Genomic DNA, 26,763 nt, shown 5'->3' on the forward strand with positions numbered 1-26,763 from the left:
TGGAACAGTGATTAAATAGTAATGTATTAATACATGCTAACTATTTCAAAGTAATTGCCATAGATAAATTCTAAAGTTATGTTAATATTAGTTAATTAGAGTTTTTATTATTAACTGATATTATTTTTTAGTTTAAGTGTATTTCTCAACACTAAGAAGAAAAAGACTTTATGTAAGTAAAGTGAAGTCCTAAAAATATATTTAAAAAAATATTATAGAACTAATACAATTAAATTATTAGTAATGATGTGGAAAATAAAAAAAATTGCCACTTATTTAAAAGGGGTTTTCTCGACAGTTTCTACAACAATTTACTGATTGAACAAAATTGGGTTGATGGGGTTATTACGATTATGAGTATGCTCCGCAAAATAGGAGAAAAATAAAAATATTTTCAAAACTTGTCAAATTCGCGTTAACATAGTGTTGTCCATTTATGTCCGACTACTTAGGTTGCAGAGTAGCTTCAAAACTTTGCATTATCTACAGATTTAAACAAGGATGCCTGTATCATGGAATACAAAATATCTTGTGACCTATCTTTAGGGTTGGTGGTTTGAGGCTGAATAAAATAGGAGTCTGTCCATGGCTAAAACCCCTCAAGAAGTCTTGAAAATAGTTCAAGACAACAACATAAAAATTGTTGACCTGAAATTCATTGATACCCCAGGGATTTGGCAACATTGCTCATTCTACTACAATCAAATTGACGAAAGTTCTTTTGTCGATGGGGTTCCCTTCGACGGTTCGAGTATTCGGGGGTGGAAAGCCATCAACGAGTCTGATATGGTCATGATTCCCGATCCGACGACGGCTTGGATCGATCCCTTTTATGAAGAACCTACCCTCAGTATGATTTGTAGTATCAAGGAACCTCGTACAGGAGAATGGTACAGCCGCGATCCTCGTACCATTGCTGCTAGAGCGGTTGAATTTCTCAAAACTACGGGGATTGGCGACACTGCTTTTTTTGGACCTGAAGCTGAATTCTTTGTCTTCGATGATGTTCGTTTTGACCAAACTGAGAGTAAAGGATATTACTACATAGACAGTGTGGAAGGACGTTGGAATACAGGACGCAAAGAAGACGGTGGAAATCTCGCCTATAAACCTGGCTACAAACAGGGTTACTTTCCTGTACCTCCGACAGATACCCTACAGGATATGCGTACAGAAATGCTGCTGACTATGGCTGAATGTGGAGTACCAATTGAGAAACACCACCACGAAGTAGCTACAGGAGGACAAAACGAATTAGGTTTTCGTTTTGCTACCCTTGTCGAAGCGGCAGATTATTTAATGACCTACAAATATGTCATAAAAAATGTGGCTAGGAAATATGGTAAAACCGTGACGTTTATGCCCAAACCCGTGTTCAATGACAATGGTTCTGGGATGCACACTCACCAGTCTATCTGGAAAGATGGACTGCCACTGTTCTGGGGTGACGGTTACGCGGATTTGAGCAAAATGGCCTTAAATTACATTGGCGGTATTCTTAGGCACGCTCCTGCTTTGTTAGCGTTTACTAATCCCACTACTAACTCTTATAAGCGTTTAGTTCCTGGGTTTGAAGCTCCTGTTAACTTAGCTTATTCTCAAGGGAACCGTTCTGCCTCTATCCGTATTCCTTTATCGGGACCCAACCCTAAAGCTAAACGGTTGGAGTTTCGATGTCCTGATGCTACATGCAACCCCTATTTGGCATTTGCAGCGATGCTATGTGCAGGGATTGATGGAATTAAGAATGAAATTGATCCAGGGCAGTCTTTAGACGTGGACATCTACGATCTTACCCTTGAAGAGTTAAGTAAGATTCCCTCAACTCCCGGCTCTCTTGAAGCAGCGCTAGAAGCCCTTGAAAAAGATCAGGCATTCTTGACGAATACAGGAGTTTTCACTAAGGATTTTGTCGAAAGTTGGATTGAATACAAACTTGATAATGAAGTTAACCCTTTACGGTTACGTCCTCATCCTTATGAGTTTGCTTTGTACTATGATGTCTAAGCTTTTATCAAATAGTTGAATCTTTATAATTGCTGCCAATGAAGGTGGCAATTTTTAGATTTTATTGATTTTCAATATTATCAACATGATGGCTGATTTGGCCGATTACAGCACGAATAAAAATTTATTGGTTTTCGTTCAAGATAAATGTTTTACGTGACTTACCATACTTAAACGTAGTTTGAAGGAAATTTATGGAGAGAAAAAGAAGTCGCAGCTTTATGAGAGAAGTAACATCTTGCTTAATTTTAGCGCTATGGATATAAAATCTAATCTCGGTCCTACTGAAGTATTTTGTTATCTAAATCACTCCTATTTTTGATGGAGACAACATTATTATTTTATTTCTTAATTAGACAGATAGAATTTTTTCAGAAGAAAATATAGTTCTCATTTGATTCAAAGTGAGCAATGGCTATGAAAATTACTTTTATTAAGTAAGGATACCGAACTTTTAAAGAATATTTAATGTTACAGGTTTTTTCAACGTAAAAAATTATTTCTTAATCTAGTCAATTAGACTTCTTTTGCAGAGCTTATGCTCTGAGCAATAATATGACTATGGTATCTTTTTAAAGAGTTAGTTAGACAAGATTAGAATTTTGTTGGACGACATTTTAGATTATTGATTTTTAAGTTAATTTAAGGCAAAATAGATAACTATAAACCAATTTTTTAGTTATTATTAATAACTAATTAAAATTATTGTTAACAATAATTTTAATTAGTTACTCGTCATCAATAAAATATGAAGTAAAAGTTAGTGAAACTAATTAACAAAACTTTCTTTTTACTTTGTAAGTATTTTTTAACTAGAAAAATAATCCGCCAACTTGATAACATATATTCATATCAAATATTTGATAAATTGAAGTGTGTGTAAATGTTTTGTTAACGTTTTTGCTTGACTTCTCGACTTGAGGTTAAAAGGTTAACTAGATTTGTTTCCTGTTGTTTTTAGAGAACCATTATAGTCTTGATTGTTGGTAGTTATTATTTTAGATAATTGTTAACCTCGTTGTATTTTTACTTAGATATTAAGAATGAAAACTATATTTTTAAATATCTTTAAAACTAAATTTTTTAAAAAAAACTAAAAACAGATTTATTTAGAGGAAAAATCTAAAACACTAGAGAAATAATTTTATAACAGTACTGGTAGACATAAAAAGATAGTGGCAGAGTGTTTGTTCAGTTATAGTTCAGATTTACTTAGCTAAATAAAAGATGTCAATATAAATTTGTAGATTTTCTATAAAAAGATTAATCTTGAAAAGCTTTTTAATATTAAAGTAACATCGGATAGACCTCTAATTATAAAACAGATTAATAAAGAGTTAAATAAAAAAAGAGTCTGAGTGAAAGAGCAAGAAAAAAACTAAAAAATAAAAGAAAAAGAAATAAGAAATTAGCTACGATAACTTATAAATAAGTATTCCTAAATTAAAAAATATAGATTTTGGGCAGAAAAAATGAACAAAAATAGAGAAAAAAATATCCTAAATTTTAGAGAAAATAAGAGATTTTATTGAAACTAAAACAATGAGTGATAAGGTTTTCGTTCAATTCCTATTGTGGACAGAAACTAATTACCAAAATTTTCTGAGTAGTTTTAAACTAATAAGTGGATGAACTTACGAAATTAAAATTTATCATAGTAATTGAATTACCCAAGAAGTGGTGGAAGAGATCAATAAAAAATTAAATTTATTTAAATACAAACTTATGGCTTAACCAACTTTAATAAGTTTATAAGGAGAGTCTTATTAAACTGGTATTTTTTATATTCAACTCAATTAGACCCAGCCTCGGAAAGTTCTATAAGTCAATAAAGCACTTATATAACTCATAAGTAGTCGAATTTAAAATAAACGGCTTGATACTAAAAAAATTTAATAAAAATGAAAATTACCACTATTTTTAATTTCCTTCTTCTCATGCCTAACTTAAATTGTATCCGAAGACTTAATTTTGAATTCTGGTAATTAAATACCAATTGGGAAAGACTTCATCCAATGGGTAAACATATTCCAGGGGAAGTTTTTGCCAAGTTTCTAAGGTAATGAGAAAATAGGGATCAGGTAGAGTATGCCAGTACCGCAAAAGAGTTTCAGGAGTTGTTGGGATAACATGGTGATCGCTATAAAAATTTAATGCTTGATTTTCTTGGGCTAAATCAGCATATACCACTTTGTGGGGAGGAACCCTATTCCTTAACATCTGCGCTAAGGGTTGAATGAATTTCTGAGACTGAATTTCCCCATTCCAGTAGGGAGAATTCACTAACAACATCAACGACACATACATCCCCCAAAACAATATGATGATAAACTGACGATTACGACAAGTGATGAAAATTGCTGTTGTGGCAAAAGTAGAAGCTGCAACAGCCAAAACGAGCATTAAAGACAAGCGGTAGGATGAATTGCCAAAATTGACAGGAAAATTAAGCCAAAAACTAAAAAAACTTAGACTAACTAACCCAAATAAAATAAACAAGGCTATTTGCCAAAATTTGGGATAAGGTAGTTTACTTGGCCCATCAAAAACTTCTGCCAACACAAGTCCGCCTGCTAAAGCCAAAGGAGGATAAAGGGGTATCAGATAGCTTATTCCAGGCAAGGGTAACACAGTAAAAATTATTAAATAACTGCCGCCCCAAACTAAAATTAATTTTGCCCATCCCCATATCAAAGATTTTCTTGCTAACTCCAGTCCAGAATAGGCGAAAATTAGCCAAGGGAAGGAAAAAGTGACAAATTGTAGTCCATAGAGACTCCATAATCCTCGAAAGATTCCTTGGTGTTCTTGAAAAGGAACTAGAAAGATTCCCTCAATCGAGGCTGAACCAAACAAGATCCATTGGCAACCATACCAGGTAATCGCTGGTATTAACCCCAAGATGATTCCTAGCCAGAAATAGTCACTGTTTAACAGTCGTGGGGTATCCCATACCAGAAAAAGCAAAATAGCAACACTCACACATAAGCTTATGACTCCTTGGGTGAGGAATAAACACGAAAGACTTAAACCTACCCCAATAGACCAACGAAGATCTCGGCGTGATCGCAAAACGCACCACATTGTGAGAATTTCAAAACAAATAACTGCTCCATCCAACCAAGCTGACCGCCCTTGGCGCACTACAGGAAATAGGGTTAAAAAAATCAAGGCGGAAAACAAAGCTGGCATTCGTCTACCAAACGCCTCGCGTCCGAGACCATAGAGCAAGGGAATGGAAAGAGCAGCTAGTATTCCACCTGACAAGCGGGTTGTTTCTTCTCCGACCCCTCCCCAAAGATAAGTAAGAGCAATAAAAAAAATACCTAAAGGGGGGTGCTGATGATAGGATTCACCCCAAAGAGTCGGAAAGAGCCATCGACCCGATAAAAAGTTATTATTGACCATTTCCTTAGCCATCTGAGCTACTAAACTTTCTTGCCCATCGAGAAAAGGGGACGCTAAATTAAAACTAAACAGGGGGAAAGCTGTTAAGAATAATCCAGCCCAAACCGAAAATTCTCGCCAGTGATTTTCTGGTGGTCCTTGGTCCTGTGATTTATTCCAAACAAATGTCAGATGATTCATCTTAGGGAAATAAAGGTGATAAATAAGAGACAAAAAGAATACTAGGATGATCGAGTGTTCCCTAGAAGCTGAACCAATCACATTTATCGGATTCAATATCTAGTATTGGTCCATCATTTAATTTAATTGTTGACTGGATGACGGCTTCTAGAATCTAAATGTTAGAATACCCAGAGTGACTATGAAACTGTAAAGTCCTATTATTTTAATATTTAGGGAAAATTTGAGGCTGCAATAAGCTATTAATTTGAAGCTGAAAGTCATCGATAGTAATCGTCCCTTTAAACATTGCCGGCCACTGAAGTAAGCCTATGGAAGGATCGTTTCAACTGACCCTGCAAATTGTGATCGCTGTTCTTGCTGGCATTACTGCCCAAGTGACCGCTGAATTTTTCAAGGTTCCAAGTATTGTTTTTTTGCTACTGTTTGGAATTTTACTTGGACCTGATGTCTTGAACTTTCTCTATCCTCATCAACTAGGAGTAGGACTAGAAGTTTTGGTTGCCTTATCTGTGGCTATTATTTTATTCGAAGGAGGATTAAGCCTAGAACTGCGAGATTTAGGAAAAGTATCAGGTAGCTTGCAAAATCTCGTCACCATTGGTATTCTTGTTACCTTAATTGGTGGCGGTATGGCAGCCCATTGGTTGGCGGAATTTCCCTGGTCTATTGCTTTTCTCTACGCGGCGTTAGTGGTAGTTACCGGACCTACAGTAATTAGTCCCTTACTTAAACAGGTTTCAGTGGATCGTCAAGTGGCTACTCTTCTCGAAAGCGAAGGAGTTCTCATTGATCCGGTAGGAGCCATCTTAGCAGTGGTAGTTTTAGATACTATTCTGAACAGTAATGCAAGTCCGGTAGAAATTTTTGGTAGCGTTCTCCTACGATTAGGGATTGGAGCAATTATTGGGGGACTTAGTGGAGCTTTACTGGGCTTTATCCTTAAAAATACCAGTTTTATTTCAGAAGATTTGAAAAATCTGGTTGTTTTAGCGGGAGTCTGGGGATTATTTGGACTAGCTCAACTCAGTCGCAGTGAATCGGGACTGATGGCTACCGTGGTTGCCGGAATTGTAGTTAGAGCTTCCTCTGTTCCAGAAGAACGCTTATTACGGCGGTTTAAAGAACAATTAACTGTTCTTTGTGTCTCGGTTCTCTTCATTCTTTTGGCAGCTGATCTTTCCATTGATAGTATTTTTGCTTTAGGATGGGGAAGTGTGTTCACCGTTCTCATCCTGATGTTAGTGGTCAGACCGCTCAGTGTTGTTCTGTGTACATGGAACAGTGATCTTCATTGGCGGCAAAAACTCTTTTTAGCTTGGATTGCCCCACGAGGAATTGTTTCGGCCTCTGTTGCTTCCTTATTTGCCATTTTACTAACAGAAAAGGGGATTAACGGTGGAGAGTCGATTAAGGCCTTAGTGTTCTTAACGATTATGATGACTGTCTTTGTTCAAGGATTATCAGCCCGTTGGGTTGCCAAAGCATTAAAGATTAATTCTATAGAGGCTACCGGGGCAGTTATTGTCGGGGGTAACGATATAGGACGCTTAATTGGAAGACTATTTCAACAACAGGGAGAGTCTGTTGTGTTGATTGATACAGATCCTGAAGCATGTCAGCAAGCTGAAGCTGAAGGTTTATCAGTATTTCAAAGCAGTGGACTAGATCCTGACGTTCTAGAACAAGCAGGGATCGATTCAATGGGAAATTTTATGGCTTTGACCAGTAATGGAGAAGTCAATCTTGTCTTAGCTCAGCGAGCGGTGGAAGAATTTCAACCCCCTAGAGTATTTGCAGTCTTTCCGAGTAATACACCTAATAATTCTACGACAAACAAAACCAAAGTTAATGCAGCTTTCATAGACCAACAATTAATTAAAACTTGGAATCAATACTTGCGGGAAGAACAAATGAAGTTAGGGAAAACCCAATTTAAAGAACCTGGACTTTCCTTACAACAAGCTCATTTTCAAGCCTTGATTCGATCAGGAGAACTATTACCTCTATTAATCAAACGACAAGGAAGCTTACAGGTGGTTAAAGCGACTCAAGATTGGCAACAAGATGATGAAATTATTTATCTACTTCATGATCCTCGTCCCAAACTGCTTAAACGCCTATCCGGTGGTATTAAAAGTTCTAAGGAGTTGAAAGAGTTGGTAGTAGAGCCTTTACCAGAAGTCGAAGAAGTCCCCATTGCTTCCCCTGTGGATGAATCTACTAGGGAGAACTTTTTTCAACAGACCGTGAACTCTTAAGAAAGTTATCACTTTTGAAGGCATCAAAAACATCAACAGCTATACTATTTGTTGTTCGACATTAAAGAATTAGAGTAGGAAGTCACTCAATATATTATGGATGTTAAATTAGTTTTAGTAATTTTGACCGGTTTATTTATTGTTTCGAGCCTCTTTTTCGGAACAAAAAATGGATTCTATAACTCTGATGACTACAATGGCAATGGATCGGCTCACTAAAGGACTTTGGGGGGGGTAAGAACGAAAATAAATAACTCCCCCGGCAGATTTTTGTTTTAAACCTTTTCTGTTAAGACGACTGACTCAAAGAGTTCATGAATACGAAAGCTCTAACTTCTACTGTTTATTCAATTGGTTTGTACTGTTACTATTTTATCCGGTGATCGCCAATTAGACTTTTTGAAAATCTAATCATTAAACTACTACCGGTGAGTCACCTACCAGGAGAGAGGGTCTTATTCTTGATCTTATCGAGTACTTCGACGTACCTATCTATGCATTTTCTATTACCGTCAGTAAGAAGAATATCCAACTAAAGCACATTCATGAGTCTTCTGCTCAGAGAAGGAGAATGCTGTTACCGGGTTTTCTCCTAAGATTAGAACAAGGAGTTTTAAGGTTCTTGTGCTCCCATACATCAAATATCAATTTACGAGACAAAATATTAAATACCTGAGTGGATGGCAACATAGCCTATGCCTGTGATGTTCACTTAGATTTATTGCCGTAATTTTCTTCCTCTATCAGTTCAAAGTCTTGCTGGGACAACTCTTCTATATTCTTCTTAAAGAGAATGTTGGTTGATCTCCACAAGGAAGAACATTTGATGTCGAAATCTTAGCCAATTTTGCTGCTGGAAAAACACTAGTTCACTTTAGAGCTTAATTTCTCTGTGATTTTGGAATTAACATAATTGTCTTCAGTTCAATTCATAGATCTCTATCTTTTAGATGAGCATAATGATGACTGTAATATAACCAAACTTATCGGTAATCTATGATTACAACATATTATATTAGTTAATAGTCTCCCCACTTAATTTAGCCGATCTAACTAACTCAAAAAAACTTTACAATCGTTATTAGTCACATTCTTCCGCCGTGGAGACTTTAGTTGAACTGCCCATTGAGGATAAATTCCTCTAACTGTCTGCTAAACTAACAGTTTATGAAGGAGAGTTAAACGAATTAGAGGAGAACATTATTATAATTCTGTTTAGGGTACTCTATTAAAATCTTCTGGAAAGAATTGATTTTGCCGAGTACTTCTCAGCATCTATTCTTGAACTAAACGTAGTCAAACTCAGAAAGTTAGCAAATCAAATTGTTTCTTAACATGTCTTCACCATCGAAGCCAATAGTGTTGGAATTTTCACTTTCCTCTTTATAATATTCAAAGTGATTCCAGGGGATGTTGTTGTACATTCTTTGAATACTAAAATTAATAAAGACCAGTAAAATTAAATTATAATAATGGTCTCTGCATCTTAATTTCTTTTATAAAATTGTGGCTAAATTATACTCTTCTGTTGATCTCCTACGTACCCCTCTATATAATTTGATCATTCAACAAAAAGCCAAACTAACAGAATTTTCTGGGTGGGAAATGCCGGTTCAATTTGGAGGGCTTAAACTTGAACATCAAGCAGTCCGTACTGATGTTGGGGTATTTGATATCTCTCACATGGGCAAATTTGTTCTCCAAGGAACCCAAGTAATCTCATCATTACAGTCCTTGGTCCCTTCAGATTTAGAACGGTTACAACGAGGACAAGCTCAATATACAGTACTTCTAAATTCGCAAGGAGGCATTATTGACGACATTATTATATATAATCAGGGAAAAACGGAGACAGGGAAAGAAAAAGTCGTCATTATTGTGAATGCAGGTACAACCCAGAAAGATAAAATCTGGTTTTTAGAACATTTAGATAAAAAAACGATTACTTTTAAAGATTTGTCCCAGGAAAAAGTTCTAATTGCTATTCAAGGTCCTCAATCTATTTTGAAATTACAGCCCTTAGTGAAAGAAGATCTAAGTCAACTCAAGTTTTTTGGACACCTAGAAGGAACGGTTTTAGGAAAATCTGCCTTTATCGCACGCACAGGTTATACGGGAGAGGATGGCTTTGAGGTGATGGTTGATCCGGAGACAGGACAAAAACTTTGGCAATCACTATGTCAAACTGGTGTCACTCCCTGTGGATTGGGAGCTAGGGATACTCTTCGGTTGGAAGCGGCTATGTCTTTGTATGGACAGGATATCGGAGATGGTACGACTCCTCTAGAAGCTGGCTTAGCATGGTTGGTCCATCTTGATTCTAAAGGAGAATTCATCGGACGGAGGATTTTAGAGCAACAAAAAGCTCAAAGAGTCAACCATCGTCTGGTGGGGTTACAGATGGAAGGACGACATATTGCCCGTCATGGTTACCCAGTATTTTCAGACGGTAACAAGGTTGGGGAAGTCACCAGTGGAACTTTATCCCCCACCTTAGAAAAAGCTATCGCTCTTGCTTATGTTCCTCGTGCTTTAAGTAAAGTGGGAAGCACTCTTGAGATAGAAGTTCGGGGTAAATTATATCCGACAAAAGTTGTTAAAAAACCTTTTTATCGGTCTCTTAATCGACCTTATAACTAAAATATGAGCGGTTACTTCTGTATAAAAGCCAATATCCGACCTAGGAACTTAAACCATCAGTAAACGCTTCGGTACGGAAAGGATATCTAACGGCGACTAAAACACTAATTTTTTTTATCTGTAATTGTCCAATTTGATCTGGACATTATTGTAGATCAGCCTTGAGCTCATTAGTTTTTTAAATAATTAGTAAGATGAAAGAAGTCTTACTGAATTAGTATAATATACTCAGTCAAATAAAAAAAAATCAAAAATTTAACCAATAACAACGAGTTAAGTCTTTAATTTTTCAGAAAGGTATAGCTATCTGGTGTAGTATCATTAATTGGTACTATATAATTAGTTTTCTATCACTTTTTTTATTAAAAAAGTTGTTCTAAAAAACATCAATAAAAATAACATAAATTTATTTTTAATTTCTTAAAGGTGGACATGATAATATCTTTGGGTTAGCGTTAAATAAATATAGATTGGTGGTAAAAACTGATCTGACAAATCCTTCTAACTATGGAACTAAACATACTTCTTTAGGACGATTTCACCTGAAACAGTGGCGTTCTGAGCTTTTAAGGAACAAAAATTAGTAGTTTATTCAGGATATGGTCGCCGAGGAGAACATCTTCATAAATTTGTTTCTAATAAGGTAATTACTTTTATGAAGAATAAAAATTTCACTCAATGGAACATTTAATTCTCTATTGGACATTATTTAAACCTAACGAGACAGTATAATGAATTTCCTTAAATCCAAATACTAAAATTGATCATGTATTGCTTTGCCAAGTCCAAGTAGATTTAGTTACTTTACTTAATCCGAATCGAACCGAAGGAGGAATAATTAAAGTTATAAATAATCAAGGGATTGTTACGTTTAAAAAAAATTAAAATGCTTAATGATCTTTAATCTAGGTAATTTTCAATAAAAACAAGCTTTAATTCTAATAAATGCTTATTTTGCAGAAAATACGGCTATAATTATCTGTACAATTTCAGACTAAAGACATAAAAGTTACTCTGGATAGAAGCGTGTATATCACCTTTGCTGCTGGGAGTTAAGTGAGAGATAGGGTCCAGATATGGAAGTTTTCCGCAGTCCTAATAAGAAAACAAATTATGAATTTGGATTAATTCTACTATGACAAGAAGATAACAATGATTTAAATTCTATGAGCTTTTTATAGGAATTATTACCTGTAGGGAGAGAAATAACTGAAAGGAGACTGGGGCTTTCTAACCTTGAAAACTTAGAATTTGATAAAAATAGTAATCTGTTGATGGTGATGGATATGTCCACCACTAAACGGAATCAAAAAGTCATTAGTCTAACTAAAGATAGTCAACTGCTAAGCATCAAAGATAAGGTAGGATTATTTGATAACAATGCAATGTAGTATCTTTTCCTGTCGGGAGTCAATCAAGGTGAAGCTTATCCTTTTGTGATCAGTCTAATGAAAGTGGAAATGACTGGACCTTAGTTTACCCAAAATCGACGAACTATCTTCTTTTCGGTACAATTTCCTAGGGAAAGAAATAGGGACCGTATTGATATAGCTTCAGAAGTTCGTCAGTTTGCTTTGTCAACTACATTAGCTCGAAAGTTCATTCAAGAAAAGACAATCCTTCTGGGATCTAATCGGTTGAGTAAACAGCCCAATAATCCACCTATACCGGCAGTTATTACTGTTAAGAGAATTTCTAAAAAAGCTGTTTATAGTTAACTTATAGCCCAGTTGCTACAAACAATTAGTGGAGACTCCATATTCAATAATTTAATAAATATCTCTACTTTAAAAGAATTAAAAAAACTGAGGTTTCCTCAAGTTTTTAGTTATAAAATATCTATAATTTCGCCTGTATAATAATGGTCCGATGACGAGAACTTATGGAAGTAATTTAAATAAAATTAAATCTTGCATCAATTAAAGCAGTAGTTAAATCTCAAGTAAAATATTCATCTAAATAGGGTTCGGTATTCTTGAGCAATGTAAACACATACACTGCAACCAATATATAAAATTTTCGAAAAGAGCTCTTTCATTATTCAGTTAACATCCCGTAATAATTATTATGTAAATAAGGCTCTACATTCACACCTACTTCATACAAAATCTCCACATGAACTATATAAGCTGCCAATTCTATTTCTAGAGCTAATTTAGATCTCAAATTTCCACTTTCATAAATGTGAAAAAAATATAAATAATAAGTAAGATAAATTAATCCTAGATTTTCTATCCTTATAATTATTTTCTCAGTTATGACAGATTAATAGATGTATATTTTCTCGGTTAGTAACTTCTATTTTTTATCCAGATTAGTAATTACTTTGCGGAACTAATATTTAAGAAACCTAGCTAAAAGTTAAATATTTAAAACTTTACTGGTGACAAAATATACTAGGTGATATTTAGTTATAAATGAGGAAGATATCATAATTTTTAACGAAAAGATAACTAAAAAATAATTATAACACATCTCTAAACTATAAACTTATACCTAAATTTACTGTTTTGCTATTCTACTATAGAAGTTTAAAATATCTCAGAATCAGGTATTCGATATTTAAGTATATTTAAAAAATCTTGATCATTAAAAAACTTGAATGTCTAAATGTTAATAACGAAAAATAATAAAAATAAATAATTCTTATTATATCTTATTTTTGTTCTGATTTTGCTCTCAATCTTTTTTTACAGAAATAAATATAAAAAAATTTTCCATATTATTCTCAGGAGATTATTCAATCAACAGTACTGTTAACAGTATAAATATTTGTAAGTAAAAATTAATCAATAGAAACTCTATTTTTTTAGAAAATAGCAAAAGTAAGATTCAGGGTAATTCATTCCATTTTTTATACTGAAAACTAGTTATTAGGTATTATATTATACCCTATTTTACTACACTTTATTTTAGATATTTATTTTAGATAATTGGTCATACATACGCAGTTATTATGATTCAATTTACTTAAACAATAAAAATTATTCTGATAAAGAATTGTCTGATATTTACCATCGACAACAGCAAATTTTACTAGCTCGTGACATCGCTTCACTCAAATGTTTTTTCTTGACTTATAGCTGTTGTATACGGGTAATCTTGTTTTTATCTTACCAGGATAATTAAGAATTTCTACTCTATTTCTTCGCAATTTCGTCAAGACACTTCATAAAAGTATTCTTCGTTGATGTAAAAATATAAAGCATTGTCAGAGCTGCCACAATATACTAACAAAAATTTGATAAATTAAGATGATTTTCTCAGTTCATTTTATGTTAACAATAACCAGTGTAAAATCTTTACTTGATAATTGTTGATTAAATGTTGGTTTTCCTTTAGCCAATATAGTTTTATTATAATTAAAAATTTATAGCTAGCTAAAATGGTAGTTTGAACCTAAATCGACTTTGTTGATTAAATCTATAATGAGAAAAAGTAGTATTTTTGGGGTAAAGTGAATTTTGATAATTTTACGTTCTTATTGGAGATTTAATTATTAGTAAATCGTGCAGTTCTAGTAGAATAGACACTCTTCTGTAATAAGAATAGAAAAAACTTACTCTCAAAAAAAAGTCTAAATTTGTAAAAATTTAGACTTTTTTTATAAAAATGAAATAATGATATTTGAATGACAATTAGTATTTTAATTATACGATACATCTTGTAGATACAAATATAACAGAATTTTTTTTAAATTATTATCAAAAATACGAACTTATTCCAGATTATGAACGATAAGATAATTAATAATTACAAACGAGCGATATTATGTTTTTATATCACTGTAAGGAACTTTACTTAATCATTTAGACTGAGTGTTTAAATATTTTTATATAAAAAAATAAGAACTAACATAAGCAAGTCATCTATCGTAATTCCTATTTTTCTTAATTTCTAAAGATGTTTTTAAATAAGCGTTAACTTGTGAGTCCATCAATTTTTTCCCAAGCCAATCTAGCCGCCCCAATCATTCCCGCTTGATTCCCCAATTTAGCAGAAACTAATTGTAATCCTTCTCTATAACTAGGAATAACTCGCCGTTCAATTTCTAAGAGAGTAGCTGGGAAAAAATAGGGGGCACTCGCACTCACCCCACCTCCGATAACAACCGCTTCGGGGGTTAAGATATATATTAAATTGGCTAATCCTGCCCCTAATAAACAACCATAATTTTCCCAAAACTTTAGGGCTTCTTGGTTGCCTTTTGCAGCTAGTTGCCCCAATTCGATCGGTTCTTTCTTTGTCATCCGACGAATTGTTTGAACTGAAGCATATTGTTCTAATGACCCCTGATTTCCGCTTTTACATGGGGGTCCGTCAAAATCAAGGGTAATCAATCCCAATTCTCCTGCGGCTCCTAAATGCCCAGTAAACAGGTGTCCATCGAGAATAATAGCTCCTCCTACGCCAGTTCCTAGAGTCAACAAAATCAGATTTTTGAAGTTTTTACCTGCTCCTAGCCAAGTCTCTCCTAACCCTGCACAATTAGCATCATTGGCAATGGTGGTGGGAAGTCCGGTTTCTGTCTCCAACCAATCCGCGAGAGGGACATCTTGCCACCCAGACAAGTTAATAGCTACTTTAGCAATTCTTCCTTGAGCATCAGTCGGACCAGGGGTCCCCACTCCCAAAGCGTGACAGGTTTGATGAAATTCAAGCTGTTTGATAGCCTCCACCATCGTCCTCAGAACTATCTTTGGACTAGAGGGTTGGGGTGTTGCAATCGTTAAAGACTTTAAACAGGTACCATCCCTGAGAAACTGCCCTAATTTGATAGCAGTTCCCCCTAAATCAATTCCAATAACTGATTGCTGTTTCATAAATCAGTAGACAGTAAATACGTCATAAATCGGAGTTTTAAAAATCGCTAACCCAACCTTTATAAAAAATAATGTAGATTAAGATGGACTGATTTACGTGGGAACAAATTTTCCTAGACGTAATTTTAACCACTTACCTGCCTCTTGTTGAAGACTATCACAATTGACCACATCCCATTCCATTTCGATATAATCATCTTCGGAAGAAATGTTAACATTGATGATGGGTTCAATCAGTTCAAATGTTGGATGACTGGTTAAATTTTAGTTGTTCGTCTTTAAGTTACACCGTATGATAAGCCGTACGGCGATCAGTGCAATAGCAGTTAACGTAAATACACACTCCCTCTCTTCTATCTATCTTCTTATTGTTAATCTAACTTAGGCAACGCTACAATAAGCGACTTTCTTAAGTTTATCTTTATTAATTTTAATGATTCAGCAAAATAGTTTGACTTATTTATCAGCAGACTCTTTACCATTTAGTTTAAAGTGGCTACCTCCAACTGCTTGTTTAGTAGGAGGTGCGGTTCGTGATGCGTTTCTTAATTGTTCGAGAAATTATTTAGATTTAGATTTTGTTTTACCGGATTTAGCTATAGAAACTGCCAGAACTATGGCAAATCATTATCATGCTGGATTCGTAATTTTAGATAAAAAAAGAAAAATTGCTAGGGTTGTATTCAAACAAGGAACAGTAGATTTCGCTCAACAGGAAGGGAATAGTTTAGAAATTGATTTAAAGCGGCGCGATTTTACCATTAATGCAATTGCTTATAATTTTCATGAGCAGAAATTGATTGATCCTTTACATGGATTACAAGATTTAAAACAAGGGATTTTAAAAATGGTATCCCCAAAAAATCTTCAAGATGATCCTTTACGATTGTTACGAGCATATCGTCAAAGTACTCAGTTGAATTTTACCATTGAACATGAAACTAGACAAACTATTCGTAAGTTAGCTCCTTTGATTGGGCAAGTTGCGGTAGAAAGAGTACAAAATGAATTAAATCACTTATTATCAAATATTCGGGGAAGTGAAAATTTAATTAATGCGGCTAAAGATGGTTTATTTGACCCATGGTTTAAACAACTAACCGAGGAAAAACTATACCAGTTTATTGAAATAGATCAGGTAGTTTCTTTGTTAAAAGAGAAGCTAACTCCAGATAAATTTTGCCGGTTTTTAAACTATCATTTGAATGATTATAAATATTATTCTACAACTGTTAAACAAGCAAAGTTAGCAATTTTAACTTCTTCTATTCCCAACAAAGCTGAGTTAGAATTAGTTAATTTAAAGTACTCTCGTGTTGACATTCGTACTGTAACTAACGCTCTAAAATATTTACCTGAATTACAACACAATCAAGGTATTATGAACCTAAGAGAATTGTATTTCTTCTTTGCAAAAGTAGGAGATTTTTTTCCAGTATTAGCTGTTTTAACTTTAGCAAAAAGGATAGATTCTCAGGCTATTTTTTCTTTAATTAATCGTTATCTTGATCCTACAGATCAAGTAGTCTATCCTTGTTCCTTAGTAACTGGACATGATTTAATTAAACAGTTAAATATAGAGCCAAGTCCCAAAATTGGGGAATTATTAACGGAAATTAAATTGGCTTGTATTGAAGGAAAAATTTCAACGATAGAAGAAGCTTTTGAATTAGCTAGAAGGAGCTAAACGAAATAATAATTATACTTTCAAAAGAAAACTACATTATTTTAGATAAACCGTTAATTAAATAATCTTTAACTTGGGTATATATTTTTATTATATAAATTCTATTGACCATATACATGAAAAGATATATAAACTTTTCAAAGTATTTGAAACGCTTATAAATTAAGTTTTTAAGTAAAAAAATACATTTACTATAGTTAATAGTTAGATAGCTAAGCTTAAAACAAGTGTAGACTAAAAAAGTAGTTTAAAAAATCTGAATATAAATCAAACTAAAAATTTAGCTAATAAAATTAGAATAATAAACACTGTCAAAGTAATTTACAACAAAATAACTTCAAAATGAAAGCATAAATATTCTGTTTAAATAAACTTAATCTTTTCCTATGATTTTCTTGGATTGTCCTTTACTTATACTTAGCTTGACAATTTTAGAAAAATTCAGTGGTTAAACAACTAAAAAATCGAGAATGAATAAGTATTTTTCTTTATTTTTACCAGAAACAGTGTACATTACTGATAAGTTAATAGGTGTAGCTTTTAATCGCTATCTTGTTGTATGCTAAATAGCCAGACGAGCTAAACGTTGTCGCTATAAAGAGATGGATACCTTAGATACTTTCATGATGAAACCGATTATGCGTGTTGTATTTGAAACTGTCTTATGAATTAATAAAACATGAAATCTTAGGAGATAAAGTGAATTTAAAAAGCTTTTACTCTTTAACCCCAATTTGTCTACACATATCTAGATGAACTTTAAACCTTAAGTTAATTAATCTCAATTAGTGATATTAATAGTGAAGGCAAGAGTCGACAGGTGGTCTTATGACTGAGCAAAGCATCGCTGCAGTTTGGAATACAAGAGATGATTTTTCACCAGAGGTGAGTAAGTTTTTAGTAGAGTCCACTAAAAAACAGCTTCAGACGATTCCCCAGTTAATAAATATGGGGGAGGCAAGTTGGGAGGTATTGATGACATTTTTGCTGTTATCGGAGATGAGAATCCCCAATATAGTGATGGGGAAAGCGTATCAAGCCCTTTACCAAATAAAAATACCAAAAATTCAAGAATTTTTACAAATTAATTTTCCTTATGGGGTTGTCCCTCTCGAGTCAGAATGCAACACTGATTATCAACTCCTCAAGGACCTACTCATCAATCAAAAATTTAAAGACGCTGATACTATTACACGACAAAAACTATGTGAATTGGCAGGAGAGGCATCAGTCAAGCGCAAATGGATTTATTTTACTGAAGTTGAACAATTCCCTACTACCGATTTACATACCATTAATTCTTTATGGTGGGTTTATTCAGAAGGAAGATTTGGCTTCTCAGTACAACGGAAACTTTGGCTATCTGTAGGAAAAGATTTTACTAAATTATGGCCAAAAATTGGCTGGAAAAAAGATAATAATTGGACGTTTTATCCCAATGAGTTTATCTGGGATTTAAGCGCGCCTGTAGGACACCTTCCTCTATTAAATCAATTACGAGGAGTTCGGGTTACAGCTTCTTTGTTTACTCATCCAGTTTGGTTAGAAAATAACTGGTAACTTTGAATTAACTTGTTTTTTTTATAAAAGGGAAGAATTTCGAACAACAAAAATTTGCTATGTTTGATATGAGTCTCAATTATCAATTGGGAGTTGTACTAATCAAAAATGGTATCATTGAATTGATTAATCGTTAACGACTTGAAATAAAACACTTATTAGCAAATACAATAAATATCCTGGGGATTGATTTAGGGAAATTTTTCCTAAAGGCCGACGCTGTTGTTACTGTGAGCTGTATTCTAGAATATAATCACTTTTTACATAGCTTTCATCTATGCTAAAAGTCTAACCTCTAAATCTAAATCTCATTTGCAAGGTGGATGGTTTGAACTGAATATCGATTATCTGGACTAATATTAGATACTAATACTGAATGTGGGATATTATCTACAGTTTTTAGTTTTTCTGAATTGAATTATACTCTTTATTCTAAAGAGAGACCTTGTCAGAATTTTGGGGTTGTATTAGAACAATTGTAAGAGAAAATTTATTAATGAAAAGATTATTGTCTTTTGGCATTATTTCTATCTTCTTTAATCTACCTCTTAATATAAGCAATACTATTATTAGTTAGTGGTAAAAAATTACACTGATTAAAATTAATTTTTTAAAAAATTATCGGTAATATTTTTCTTTGGCGTCGCTAATTGACTCATGAAGTGATTTATTAAAAATCTATTAATTATTTTATAATAAATTTATATTTTACATAAAAGTGCAATTAACAGGTTAAAAAATCAAGAAAGAACTATCTTATACAAGGTTTTATTATACTTTGATGATAAAACCTTGTATAAGACAATTTTGGTAATTATAGAAATAAATTTAGCTAAATATCTGCAATAAGAACAGTGATTAATCTAACTAAAGTTAAGAAATATCAAATCAGTACTGAAATGCTATCGAGCTTTTGGTAAAGTTATCAGTTTTTTTAGAGAAAAGATTGAAGTTTAAAATCATCTATAAGACTCAAGTAATTATTTCAATAATGCTAGGATTTTATCTAGAAAGATGTTCTGTTATTTCTAGTCAGTAAGGAAGATACTATTCATTGCATTAGTTGCTACCAGCGGTTATTCTATATATTATTTGTGGGATATCTTCTTCTCTTAGTTATTCAATAAGTAATATTAAAAAATATAAATCAAACTATTTATTAATTAACATAAACAAGTTAGTTAAAATATAGATCAAGAAATATTATTGTGATATTCGAAACTTATAGCAGACAATACAACTATAAATTATATTTACACATGCTCTGTAATAGACTAACATTAGTGCGATGTAATTATTTCGACTATTTTAAATTTGAATGATTACATAGATTTACCTTGTAAAAAAAAAGAAGCTATGTTTTTTTATTCTTTGACTTGAAAATACCAGCAAAAAAGTTTCTTTTGAGTTGGTGTTTGGTTTTATCTCCAGCAACTCTTTTTGGCAATGTCTCAAAACTGGATGTTTCCATACCATAGTACATTGCATTAAGACAATGACTTATTCTTCTCTCATACCAAACTGGATATTTACTTAATTACCTTGAAGGGGTTTCAATCTTTCAAGACAATTTTAACGATACGACTAATTTATATATTGTCTAAATTTGGTGATTTTATTGTTAAAGTAATTGATATTCACTATTAAGTTGAGATATTTCCTAGTTCTAGTTGATGGATTAAACTTTCGAAACAATTAAGCTTTAAATAAAACTCTATTCCTCCCATTAATACTTAAATAAGTGAATTTTTTTTCTTTTTTAAAGCACTAATTAAACTAGCCTTTTCATTTGTGTATTTATATCTTAAAGAGTGTAGTAGCTTTACTTATATTTAACTGTTGCCTGTGGACAATCTTATCTATTATTAGATCTTAATTCATCTATACACACCATTCTATTCTTAGCTATTTTTAACATTTTTTTATAAAACTTTTTATGCCAGTTAACTTATTGCTTAATATCTGTAATCTTTTTCTCTGATTATCTCTAATTTTCGATATATATAGTATATATATTATTCAATAATATTATTATTTCACAATTGAGCTATCTTTACATAACTAAAATTTGTATATCTTAATGATAAGCTTATTTTCTATTAAAAAAATAATAACATAATGTCTATTTCACTCTACTTACTTCAATAAGTAATCTTTAAGTATTACTCATTGATTCATCTAAATGCTTCATTAAAGTTTGCTGTGACAGGGGTCCGTGTAAATGATGCCAAGGTAATATTTGCTCTCTTTTCCAATCTCTATGAATATAAAAATCTAAGGAAGGTAATTCTTCTTTTAATTCTTTAAATGCTCGTTTATAACTTCCTAATGTATCTCCATAATTTCGGGTTAACTCTAATAACTTTGATAAGCGGCGATCCCCCCTAGAAATTAAAGCTTGAATCAAGGACCAATTGTAGCTTTCTGGACGAAAATTAATTCCTCTTTGACCCAACTGTTTCTCTAAATATTTCAGTCTTTTTTTAGCTTCATTATTAACCCCAAACCATTGAAACGGAGTGTGAGATTTAGGGACAAAAGTACTGCAACCAAAGGTTAACCTCAATCCCGGTGTAACTTTTTTAACATCTTCTAAGATTCTAATAGTGGCTTCTATATCTGAGTCTTTTTCCTTAGGAAGTCCAGCCATACCATAAAACTTTATTGCTTTCAATCCCCCTGCTTTAGCATTAATTGCTGCTTGAATTATTTCTTTGTTAGTTAACTTTTTATTGATGATTTCACGAATTTGCTCTGATCCACTTTCAATCGCAATGGTAATCGAACGAGTTCCCCTATTAGCTAAAGTTCTAGCTAACTTTTTAGTAACTGTGTTAGTTCGAACCGAAGCAATACTAAGGCGAATATCTTCATATTTAGATTGAGATAAATAATCTAGTAAAATTTCAAATTCAGGATGTTGGGTGACAGATGGGCCTAACAATCCAATTCTATTTGTTACCGTCAAACCCTTTTCAATAGCGGGAATCAAAGAATTTTCTAAACTAGCTTTACGAAAGGGTAATGTTAAATAACTAGCAAGACAAAAACGACACATTTCGGGACAACTTCTCACTACTTCTACCATATAGATATTTTCCCAAGCAGCTTTCTCTGTAACTACTGTCGAAGCAGACAATATGTTCCCTTGATAGGTCTGTTTTTTGATAACAGCTGGAATATCATTGTCAATAGGTTCAATCGATTTGACTCCACCATCAAGACTATAATAAGTCACCTCATATAAACTGGGAATATAAACTCCTGGTATCTTGGCTAGATATCGTAATTTAATTTTACGATCTGCTGTTCTTATTTCTTGATAAGCATCAATGAAATTATCTAATAACTCTTCTCCATCTCCCAATAAAATTACATCAAAAAAGGCAGCAAACGGTTCAGGGTTAGCCGTTAACACCGGACCTCCGCCAAATACTAAAGGTTGATAATTATTTCGTTGATTACTATAAAGAGGAATCTCGAAAGATTCCAGCAGATTAAGAATATTGATATAATCTAATTCCCAGGAAAAAGAAAAGCCCAAGAGTTCAGGTGACCGCGGTAAAGGTTCATAAATATCCGTAAATAAACGACTAATATCAACATCCGATCTTAACGCCAAAGTTTTCCAAACTAATTGATAGCCTAAACTAGTAATTCCTATAGTGTACTCATTAGGAAAGGCAAAAATAGTAGGTATGGCGTCAGATTGAGGAGGTGCAGGAGTAAATAGTAAATGTTCTTGGTTAAATACAGTCATTTTAATTTAGAGAATACAACTACTAAAAAAGTGGTTAGGAATTAGATCCCCAACCACTACATTACAAAAAGTCAATTTGTTGAGAAGACGGTCAATTAAATAGTAACTAGTGCATCCCGAATAGTTTTATTGTAGATAATTCGACCTGGGGTAGTACGAACAAATTGAGCGAGAATTTCCCCATCTTTTTCCCGTGTTCGACGTTCACGGTAATGTTTGACCAAACTTCCATCGTCTAGGGTCTCTGTTTTGAGAACCTCTTCATCAGGTTTTAGAGTTACTACTTGTTCATCTACACCAATACGGAGCCAAATGTAGGTATGTAAATCTAATTTTTCCTGTTCGTAAGCTTTTAGTGCATCATCAAAACTTCCAAAATATTTACCTGCTCCTTTTTGTGCTTTTGGATTTTCAGCAGTGAGATAATAGCATCCCAATACCATATCCTGAGAAGGAGCCACAATCGGTCTACCTGTCGCAGGAGATAGAATGTTATGACATGCTAACATCAGTAGTCGCGCTTCAGATTGAGATTCTAATGAAAGGGGGACATGAACTGCCATTTGGTCGCCGTCAAAGTCGGCGTTGAACGCCGGACATACCAACGGGTGTAACTGAATTGCCCGACCTTCTACTAAAATTGGTTCAAAAGCTTGAATCCCTAAACGGTGTAAAGTTGGCGCACGATTAAGCATGACAGGGTGGCCCGTAATGACTTCCTCTAGTACATTCCATACGCTAGGTTCTTCACGAACAATCAGCTTTTTAGCCGCCTTAATATTATTAACTAACCCTAAACGGATCAAGCGGTGAATGACAAAAGGTTGGAACAACTCGATTGCCATTTCTCTTGGTAAGCCACACTGATAAATCTTTAGTTTAGGACCAACGACAATAACTGAGCGTCCAGAGTAGTCTACTCGTTTTCCTAAGAGATTTTGACGGAAGCGACCTTGTTTCCCTTCGATAATATCCGAGAGAGACTTTAATGCGCGATTATTAGCACCGACAACCGTACGTCCTCGCCGTCCGTTATCAATTAGTGCGTCAACTGCTTCTTGCAACATCCGTTTTTCGTTGCGAACAATTATTTCAGGCGCTAAAATTTCCTGCAAACGGGCGAGACGATTATTCCGATTAATCACTCGTCGATAAAGGTCATTGAGATCAGAGGTAGCAAAGCGACCTCCATCCAGTTGAACCATAGGGCGTAAATCAGGAGGAATTACTGGAATCACTTCTAATACCATCCATTCCGGACGAGATTCTGTCGCAATAAAGTTATCGATGACTCGTAACCGCTTAATTAATTTGGCTCGTTTTTGTCCTTTACTTTCGAGAATTTCTTCTCGGAGTTTTTCAGCAACTTCATCTAAATTAATTTCTCGTAATAATCGTTGAATAGCTTCTGCACCAATTCCCACCTCAATCCCTTGTAGTTCAGAGTCTTCAGCGTAAATTTGGTCTTCGATTTCAATCCACTGATCTTCGGTTAAAAGTTGTTTGTAAGATAAGTTACTGGCATTACCTGGATCAAGGACAACATAGGAGTTGAAATAAACAATTTGTTCCACATCCCGTAAAGCCATATCTAAAAGGATACTCAGATAACTTGGAATCCCCTTAAGATACCAAACGTGGGTAACAGAGGCCGCTAATTTAATAAAACCCATACGATGGCGACGTACGCGAGATTCTGTTACCTCTACGCCACACCGTTCGCAGACAATTCCTCGGTGACGTACTCGCTTATATTTACCACACCAACATTCCCAGTCTTTGGAAGGTCCAAAAATACGTTCACAGAATAAACCATCCATTTCTGGTTTTAGAGTCCGGTAGTTAATAGTCTCCGGTTTAGTAACTTCTCCGACCACCACACCGTTGGGAAGAGTTCTTTCTCCCCACTGACGAACACGCTCTGGAGAGGCTAAATTGATCTTAACGTAGTCAAACTGTGAATCTGCTTGTGGTTTCATACTTTATGCTTGAATAAAAGATTGGAAATTTCCATAGATAGTTAAACCCGGATAAAACTTCCATTCCAGGATAGATAATCCCGCTACAACTTTGGGTGTCACAGCACTTTAATCCATAGACTTATCAATTATCATAAAGGAAGTACCATAATCCCTTAGTTATAATAATACTTTTATCTCTAAAATAGAGGATTAAACTTCAATAAGTAACTTAATTTGGATAAAATGGAAATTTTTCACTTTTGGATTATTTTAAGATAATTAACTAAAAAATAGTCTTCGATCATGGAAACCGCGCCTAAAATCATAGAGATAATGACTGCACAGGGTCACTAGTATAGTTTGTATAGTTCAACCTATAATTATACTAATTATACTATTTTTTTTCTTTTCCACCATAATTATCCCTATTATGAGACATCAAAATTTCCTGTTTGAGGAATTTGATATACTAATAATTATCGCTATTAAGCTTATTTTTGACTACTTTCTCCCTAAAAATCAATTTTTTTTGTGTGTAGATTGTTAATACGAATTCTATAGAAAATACCTGTGTTTTTTTATAAAAAAATTTCAAAATCTATTTCTCTGACTTGTTCAGAGCGGGTTTCAGCAGGAAAAACTACTAACTATATATCAAGAAATAAAACTCTAAAAGCCTTAATTAATATAAATTAAGGCTTTTTATTGTAAGTTAACTTACAATAAGTTATTTTAGTTTTGCTTTAACTAAACTACTTGTAAACAACAAATAATTATCTTTAATAAGTACTGTGTTTATCTATTTATTTTTTCTGTATTTCTTAAAGTTGATATGTATTTAGATTAATTAAAAACTTAATTAAAATTAAGTTTTTAATTAATCTAGTTCGTGTACTCCTATACTTATTGTTTAATGAATTATTTTATAATTTACTTTTTAATTTTTTTTTAGACGATCAATAAATTCTTACTCTCATTTATATTCTTTTCTATTCTATTTCAAATCATTCTTTAAATATCCTACTAGTTATCCTGGGCGTTAGTAATTATTTTTCTTTCTTTAAGATTTTAGATGATTATCATTGTTTTTATATTTTCCAAAAAGTTATTGATAATATTTAATTCACTTCTTTTTTTTTTTTAAATCTTTTGCTACTTAAACAATCCATGTAAAACGTTTTTAGATTTAAGTTAAATTACATCTAATAATAGATTAGTTTAATCTATTATTAGATGTCTTATTACTGTTGTTGAGTAAATCTTTAGATCGCAAATAGACTTTGATAATTATTAATTTTTTAATTCTATTAAATTATCTTTTAGATAGATTTACGTCGAAGAATTAGCTGTTTCTAACTACTTTTATGTTGTACGTTTATCTAAAAACATATTTGTGATGTGTAATTAACTAGTGAAATATAAAGTCAAAAAACTTGAAATTGAGAATTTACATGATTTATAAATCAATAAAATTTACTTTTAATTAACTTTGGCACAAAAAATATAATAATTATATTTTTTGTGCCATAAAACAATACTTATTTTTAATAGAAAAGTAATTTAAATAGTTAAAATACCCAATTTTATCTTGATTAAATCACTTATTATAGATTTTTTTAACTAGCGCTTTTTTGAAAAAATTATAATAAAGTATATATTTTATACGCTTAGTTGATTTAGATTTTTGTTTTTTACTCTAAATCTAAAATATTTTTATAATCTAGTTTTTTGAAAATTTTTAATTTATTTTCTGCAAAAATATTTACTACTAATTTAGTCAGACTTGTTAATTCATTTACATAAATTTTAAAAAAATAAGCTTAATGCTGTTTTTAACATTTTAATTTTATATGTTCACTTATTTATCCAAAACTACTAAAGCTGAATAATAATTTATCTCTCTTGTAAGTACATTAAATCGATTGTCAACCTTTTTAACATTTGAGTATTTTATGACTATTGTTTTAATTTTTTATAAAAATTTCTGTTTTTTGTTAGCTAACTCTATTATTTTTAGTGGAATTTTAGTTTTACTAACTAAGGGTTTTAAATTTTTGTCTTAAGTTCTTATAATATAAGTTTTTCATAGGAAAAGATCCTAACTCTTTTTTAGATGTATTTATATACAAGTTAGATTAACTTAATAATAATTAACCTTAAAACAAACAGTTTTTTTGCCCTATGCACATCTCTAATAGTTAAAAAACTCATAAATATTATTAAGTTGCTGTTGGGTCTATTTTTTCAAAAATTATACTCTTTCTATCTTATTTCAAATCTGAATTATGCGGAATTGTATATTTTCCTAAGGAAAGTATATTTTCCTAAATTTAGGATCTTATTTATTAAACTAAGTTGAGTATTTGGCACTTTAAGTAAAAATTAAGTTTAAATCTTAAAATTAAGATTATTTAATTTAAAAATAGAATTTACAGTAATAATATAGAGATAAAGTTTTATTGACAATAAAACTTTA

11 protein-coding genes are annotated in these 26,763 nt (G+C 32.8%); 5 read left to right on the forward strand and 6 right to left on the reverse strand.

Annotated elements, in window-relative coordinates; all coding sequences use genetic code 11:
* Window positions 1–585: 585 nt before the first annotated feature.
* Complete coding sequence (glnA, locus tag RGRSB_RS06720) at window positions 586–2,007, forward strand: type I glutamate--ammonia ligase (RefSeq protein WP_119260383.1); 1,422 nt, start codon at window positions 586–588, stop codon at window positions 2,005–2,007.
* 1,965 nt (window positions 2,008–3,972) lie between these two features.
* Here the strand turns inward: glnA and RGRSB_RS06725 are convergent.
* The gene (locus RGRSB_RS06725; protein ID WP_119260384.1) at window positions 3,973–5,595 is read right to left on the reverse strand and encodes an ArnT family glycosyltransferase; all 1,623 of its coding nucleotides are present in this window, start codon (window positions 5,593–5,595) and stop codon (window positions 3,973–3,975) included.
* 311 nt (window positions 5,596–5,906) lie between these two features.
* Here RGRSB_RS06725 and RGRSB_RS06730 point away from each other — a divergent pair, with 311 nt between their 5' ends.
* Together RGRSB_RS06730 and gcvT are read left to right on the forward strand one after the other, a co-directional pair.
* Window positions 5,907–7,856 (forward strand): cation:proton antiporter, encoded by a 1,950-nt coding sequence (locus RGRSB_RS06730; RefSeq protein ID WP_119260385.1) that lies wholly within the window; start codon window positions 5,907–5,909, stop codon window positions 7,854–7,856.
* A gap of 1,506 nt (window positions 7,857–9,362) precedes the next feature.
* Window positions 9,363–10,496 (forward strand): glycine cleavage system aminomethyltransferase GcvT, encoded by a 1,134-nt coding sequence (gene gcvT / locus RGRSB_RS06735; protein WP_119260386.1) that lies wholly within the window; start codon window positions 9,363–9,365, stop codon window positions 10,494–10,496.
* A gap of 3,920 nt (window positions 10,497–14,416) precedes the next feature.
* Here the strand turns inward: gcvT and RGRSB_RS06740 are convergent.
* Both RGRSB_RS06740 and RGRSB_RS11130 read right to left on the reverse strand, forming a co-directional pair.
* Complete coding sequence (locus tag RGRSB_RS06740) at window positions 14,417–15,319, reverse strand: ROK family protein (protein ID WP_119260387.1); 903 nt, start codon at window positions 15,317–15,319, stop codon at window positions 14,417–14,419.
* Window positions 15,320–15,412: 93 nt separating this feature from the next.
* Complete coding sequence (locus tag RGRSB_RS11130) at window positions 15,413–15,556, reverse strand: Ycf34 family protein (RefSeq protein ID WP_420823011.1); 144 nt, start codon at window positions 15,554–15,556, stop codon at window positions 15,413–15,415.
* Between the two features lie 196 nt (window positions 15,557–15,752).
* Between RGRSB_RS11130 and RGRSB_RS06750 the strand changes: the two genes are divergently transcribed.
* Together RGRSB_RS06750 and RGRSB_RS06760 are read left to right on the forward strand one after the other, a co-directional pair.
* The gene (locus RGRSB_RS06750) at window positions 15,753–17,006 is read left to right on the forward strand and encodes a tRNA nucleotidyltransferase/poly(A) polymerase-related protein (RefSeq protein ID WP_119260388.1); all 1,254 of its coding nucleotides are present in this window, start codon (window positions 15,753–15,755) and stop codon (window positions 17,004–17,006) included.
* A gap of 828 nt (window positions 17,007–17,834) precedes the next feature.
* Entirely contained in the window at window positions 17,835–18,566 is a 732-nt protein-coding gene (locus RGRSB_RS06760; protein ID WP_119260389.1) for a GUN4 domain-containing protein, read from the forward strand.
* A 1,354-nt stretch (window positions 18,567–19,920) separates the two neighbouring features.
* Here RGRSB_RS06760 and RGRSB_RS11135 read toward each other — a convergent pair.
* From RGRSB_RS11135 to RGRSB_RS06775, 3 genes are all read right to left on the reverse strand, one after another.
* Window positions 19,921–20,049, reverse strand: coding sequence for a DUF2805 domain-containing protein (locus RGRSB_RS11135; protein ID WP_119260390.1), 129 nt, complete (start codon window positions 20,047–20,049; stop codon window positions 19,921–19,923).
* A gap of 672 nt (window positions 20,050–20,721) precedes the next feature.
* Window positions 20,722–22,326: a B12-binding domain-containing radical SAM protein gene (locus RGRSB_RS06770; protein ID WP_119260391.1), complete on the reverse strand. Its 1,605-nt coding sequence runs from the start codon at window positions 22,324–22,326 to the stop codon at window positions 20,722–20,724.
* 95 nt (window positions 22,327–22,421) lie between these two features.
* Window positions 22,422–24,305 (reverse strand): DNA-directed RNA polymerase subunit gamma, encoded by a 1,884-nt coding sequence (locus RGRSB_RS06775; protein ID WP_119260392.1) that lies wholly within the window; start codon window positions 24,303–24,305, stop codon window positions 22,422–22,424.
* Window positions 24,306–26,763 lie beyond the last annotated feature (2,458 nt).

The sequence above is a fragment of the cyanobacterium endosymbiont of Rhopalodia gibberula genome, from assembly GCF_003574135.1.
GTDB lineage: Bacteria > Cyanobacteriota > Cyanobacteriia > Cyanobacteriales > Microcystaceae > Rippkaea.

Excerpts from the sequence above, each read along its gene's own strand:
- glnA (WP_119260383.1), top strand. The coding sequence starts at position 586 with ATGGCTAAAACCCCTCAAGAAGTCTTGAAAATAGTTCAAGACAACAAC.
- RGRSB_RS06725 (WP_119260384.1), bottom strand. The coding sequence starts at position 5,595 with ATGAATCATCTGACATTTGTTTGGAATAAATCACAGGACCAAGGACCA.
- RGRSB_RS06730 (WP_119260385.1), top strand. The coding sequence starts at position 5,907 with ATGGAAGGATCGTTTCAACTGACCCTGCAAATTGTGATCGCTGTTCTT.
- RGRSB_RS06740 (WP_119260387.1), bottom strand. The coding sequence starts at position 15,319 with ATGAAACAGCAATCAGTTATTGGAATTGATTTAGGGGGAACTGCTATC.
- RGRSB_RS06750 (WP_119260388.1), top strand. The coding sequence starts at position 15,753 with ATGATTCAGCAAAATAGTTTGACTTATTTATCAGCAGACTCTTTACCA.
- RGRSB_RS06760 (WP_119260389.1), top strand. The coding sequence starts at position 17,835 with ATGACTGAGCAAAGCATCGCTGCAGTTTGGAATACAAGAGATGATTTT.
- RGRSB_RS11135 (WP_119260390.1), bottom strand. The coding sequence starts at position 20,049 with ATGTACTATGGTATGGAAACATCCAGTTTTGAGACATTGCCAAAAAGA.
- RGRSB_RS06770 (WP_119260391.1), bottom strand. The coding sequence starts at position 22,326 with ATGACTGTATTTAACCAAGAACATTTACTATTTACTCCTGCACCTCCT.
- RGRSB_RS06775 (WP_119260392.1), bottom strand. The coding sequence starts at position 24,305 with ATGAAACCACAAGCAGATTCACAGTTTGACTACGTTAAGATCAATTTA.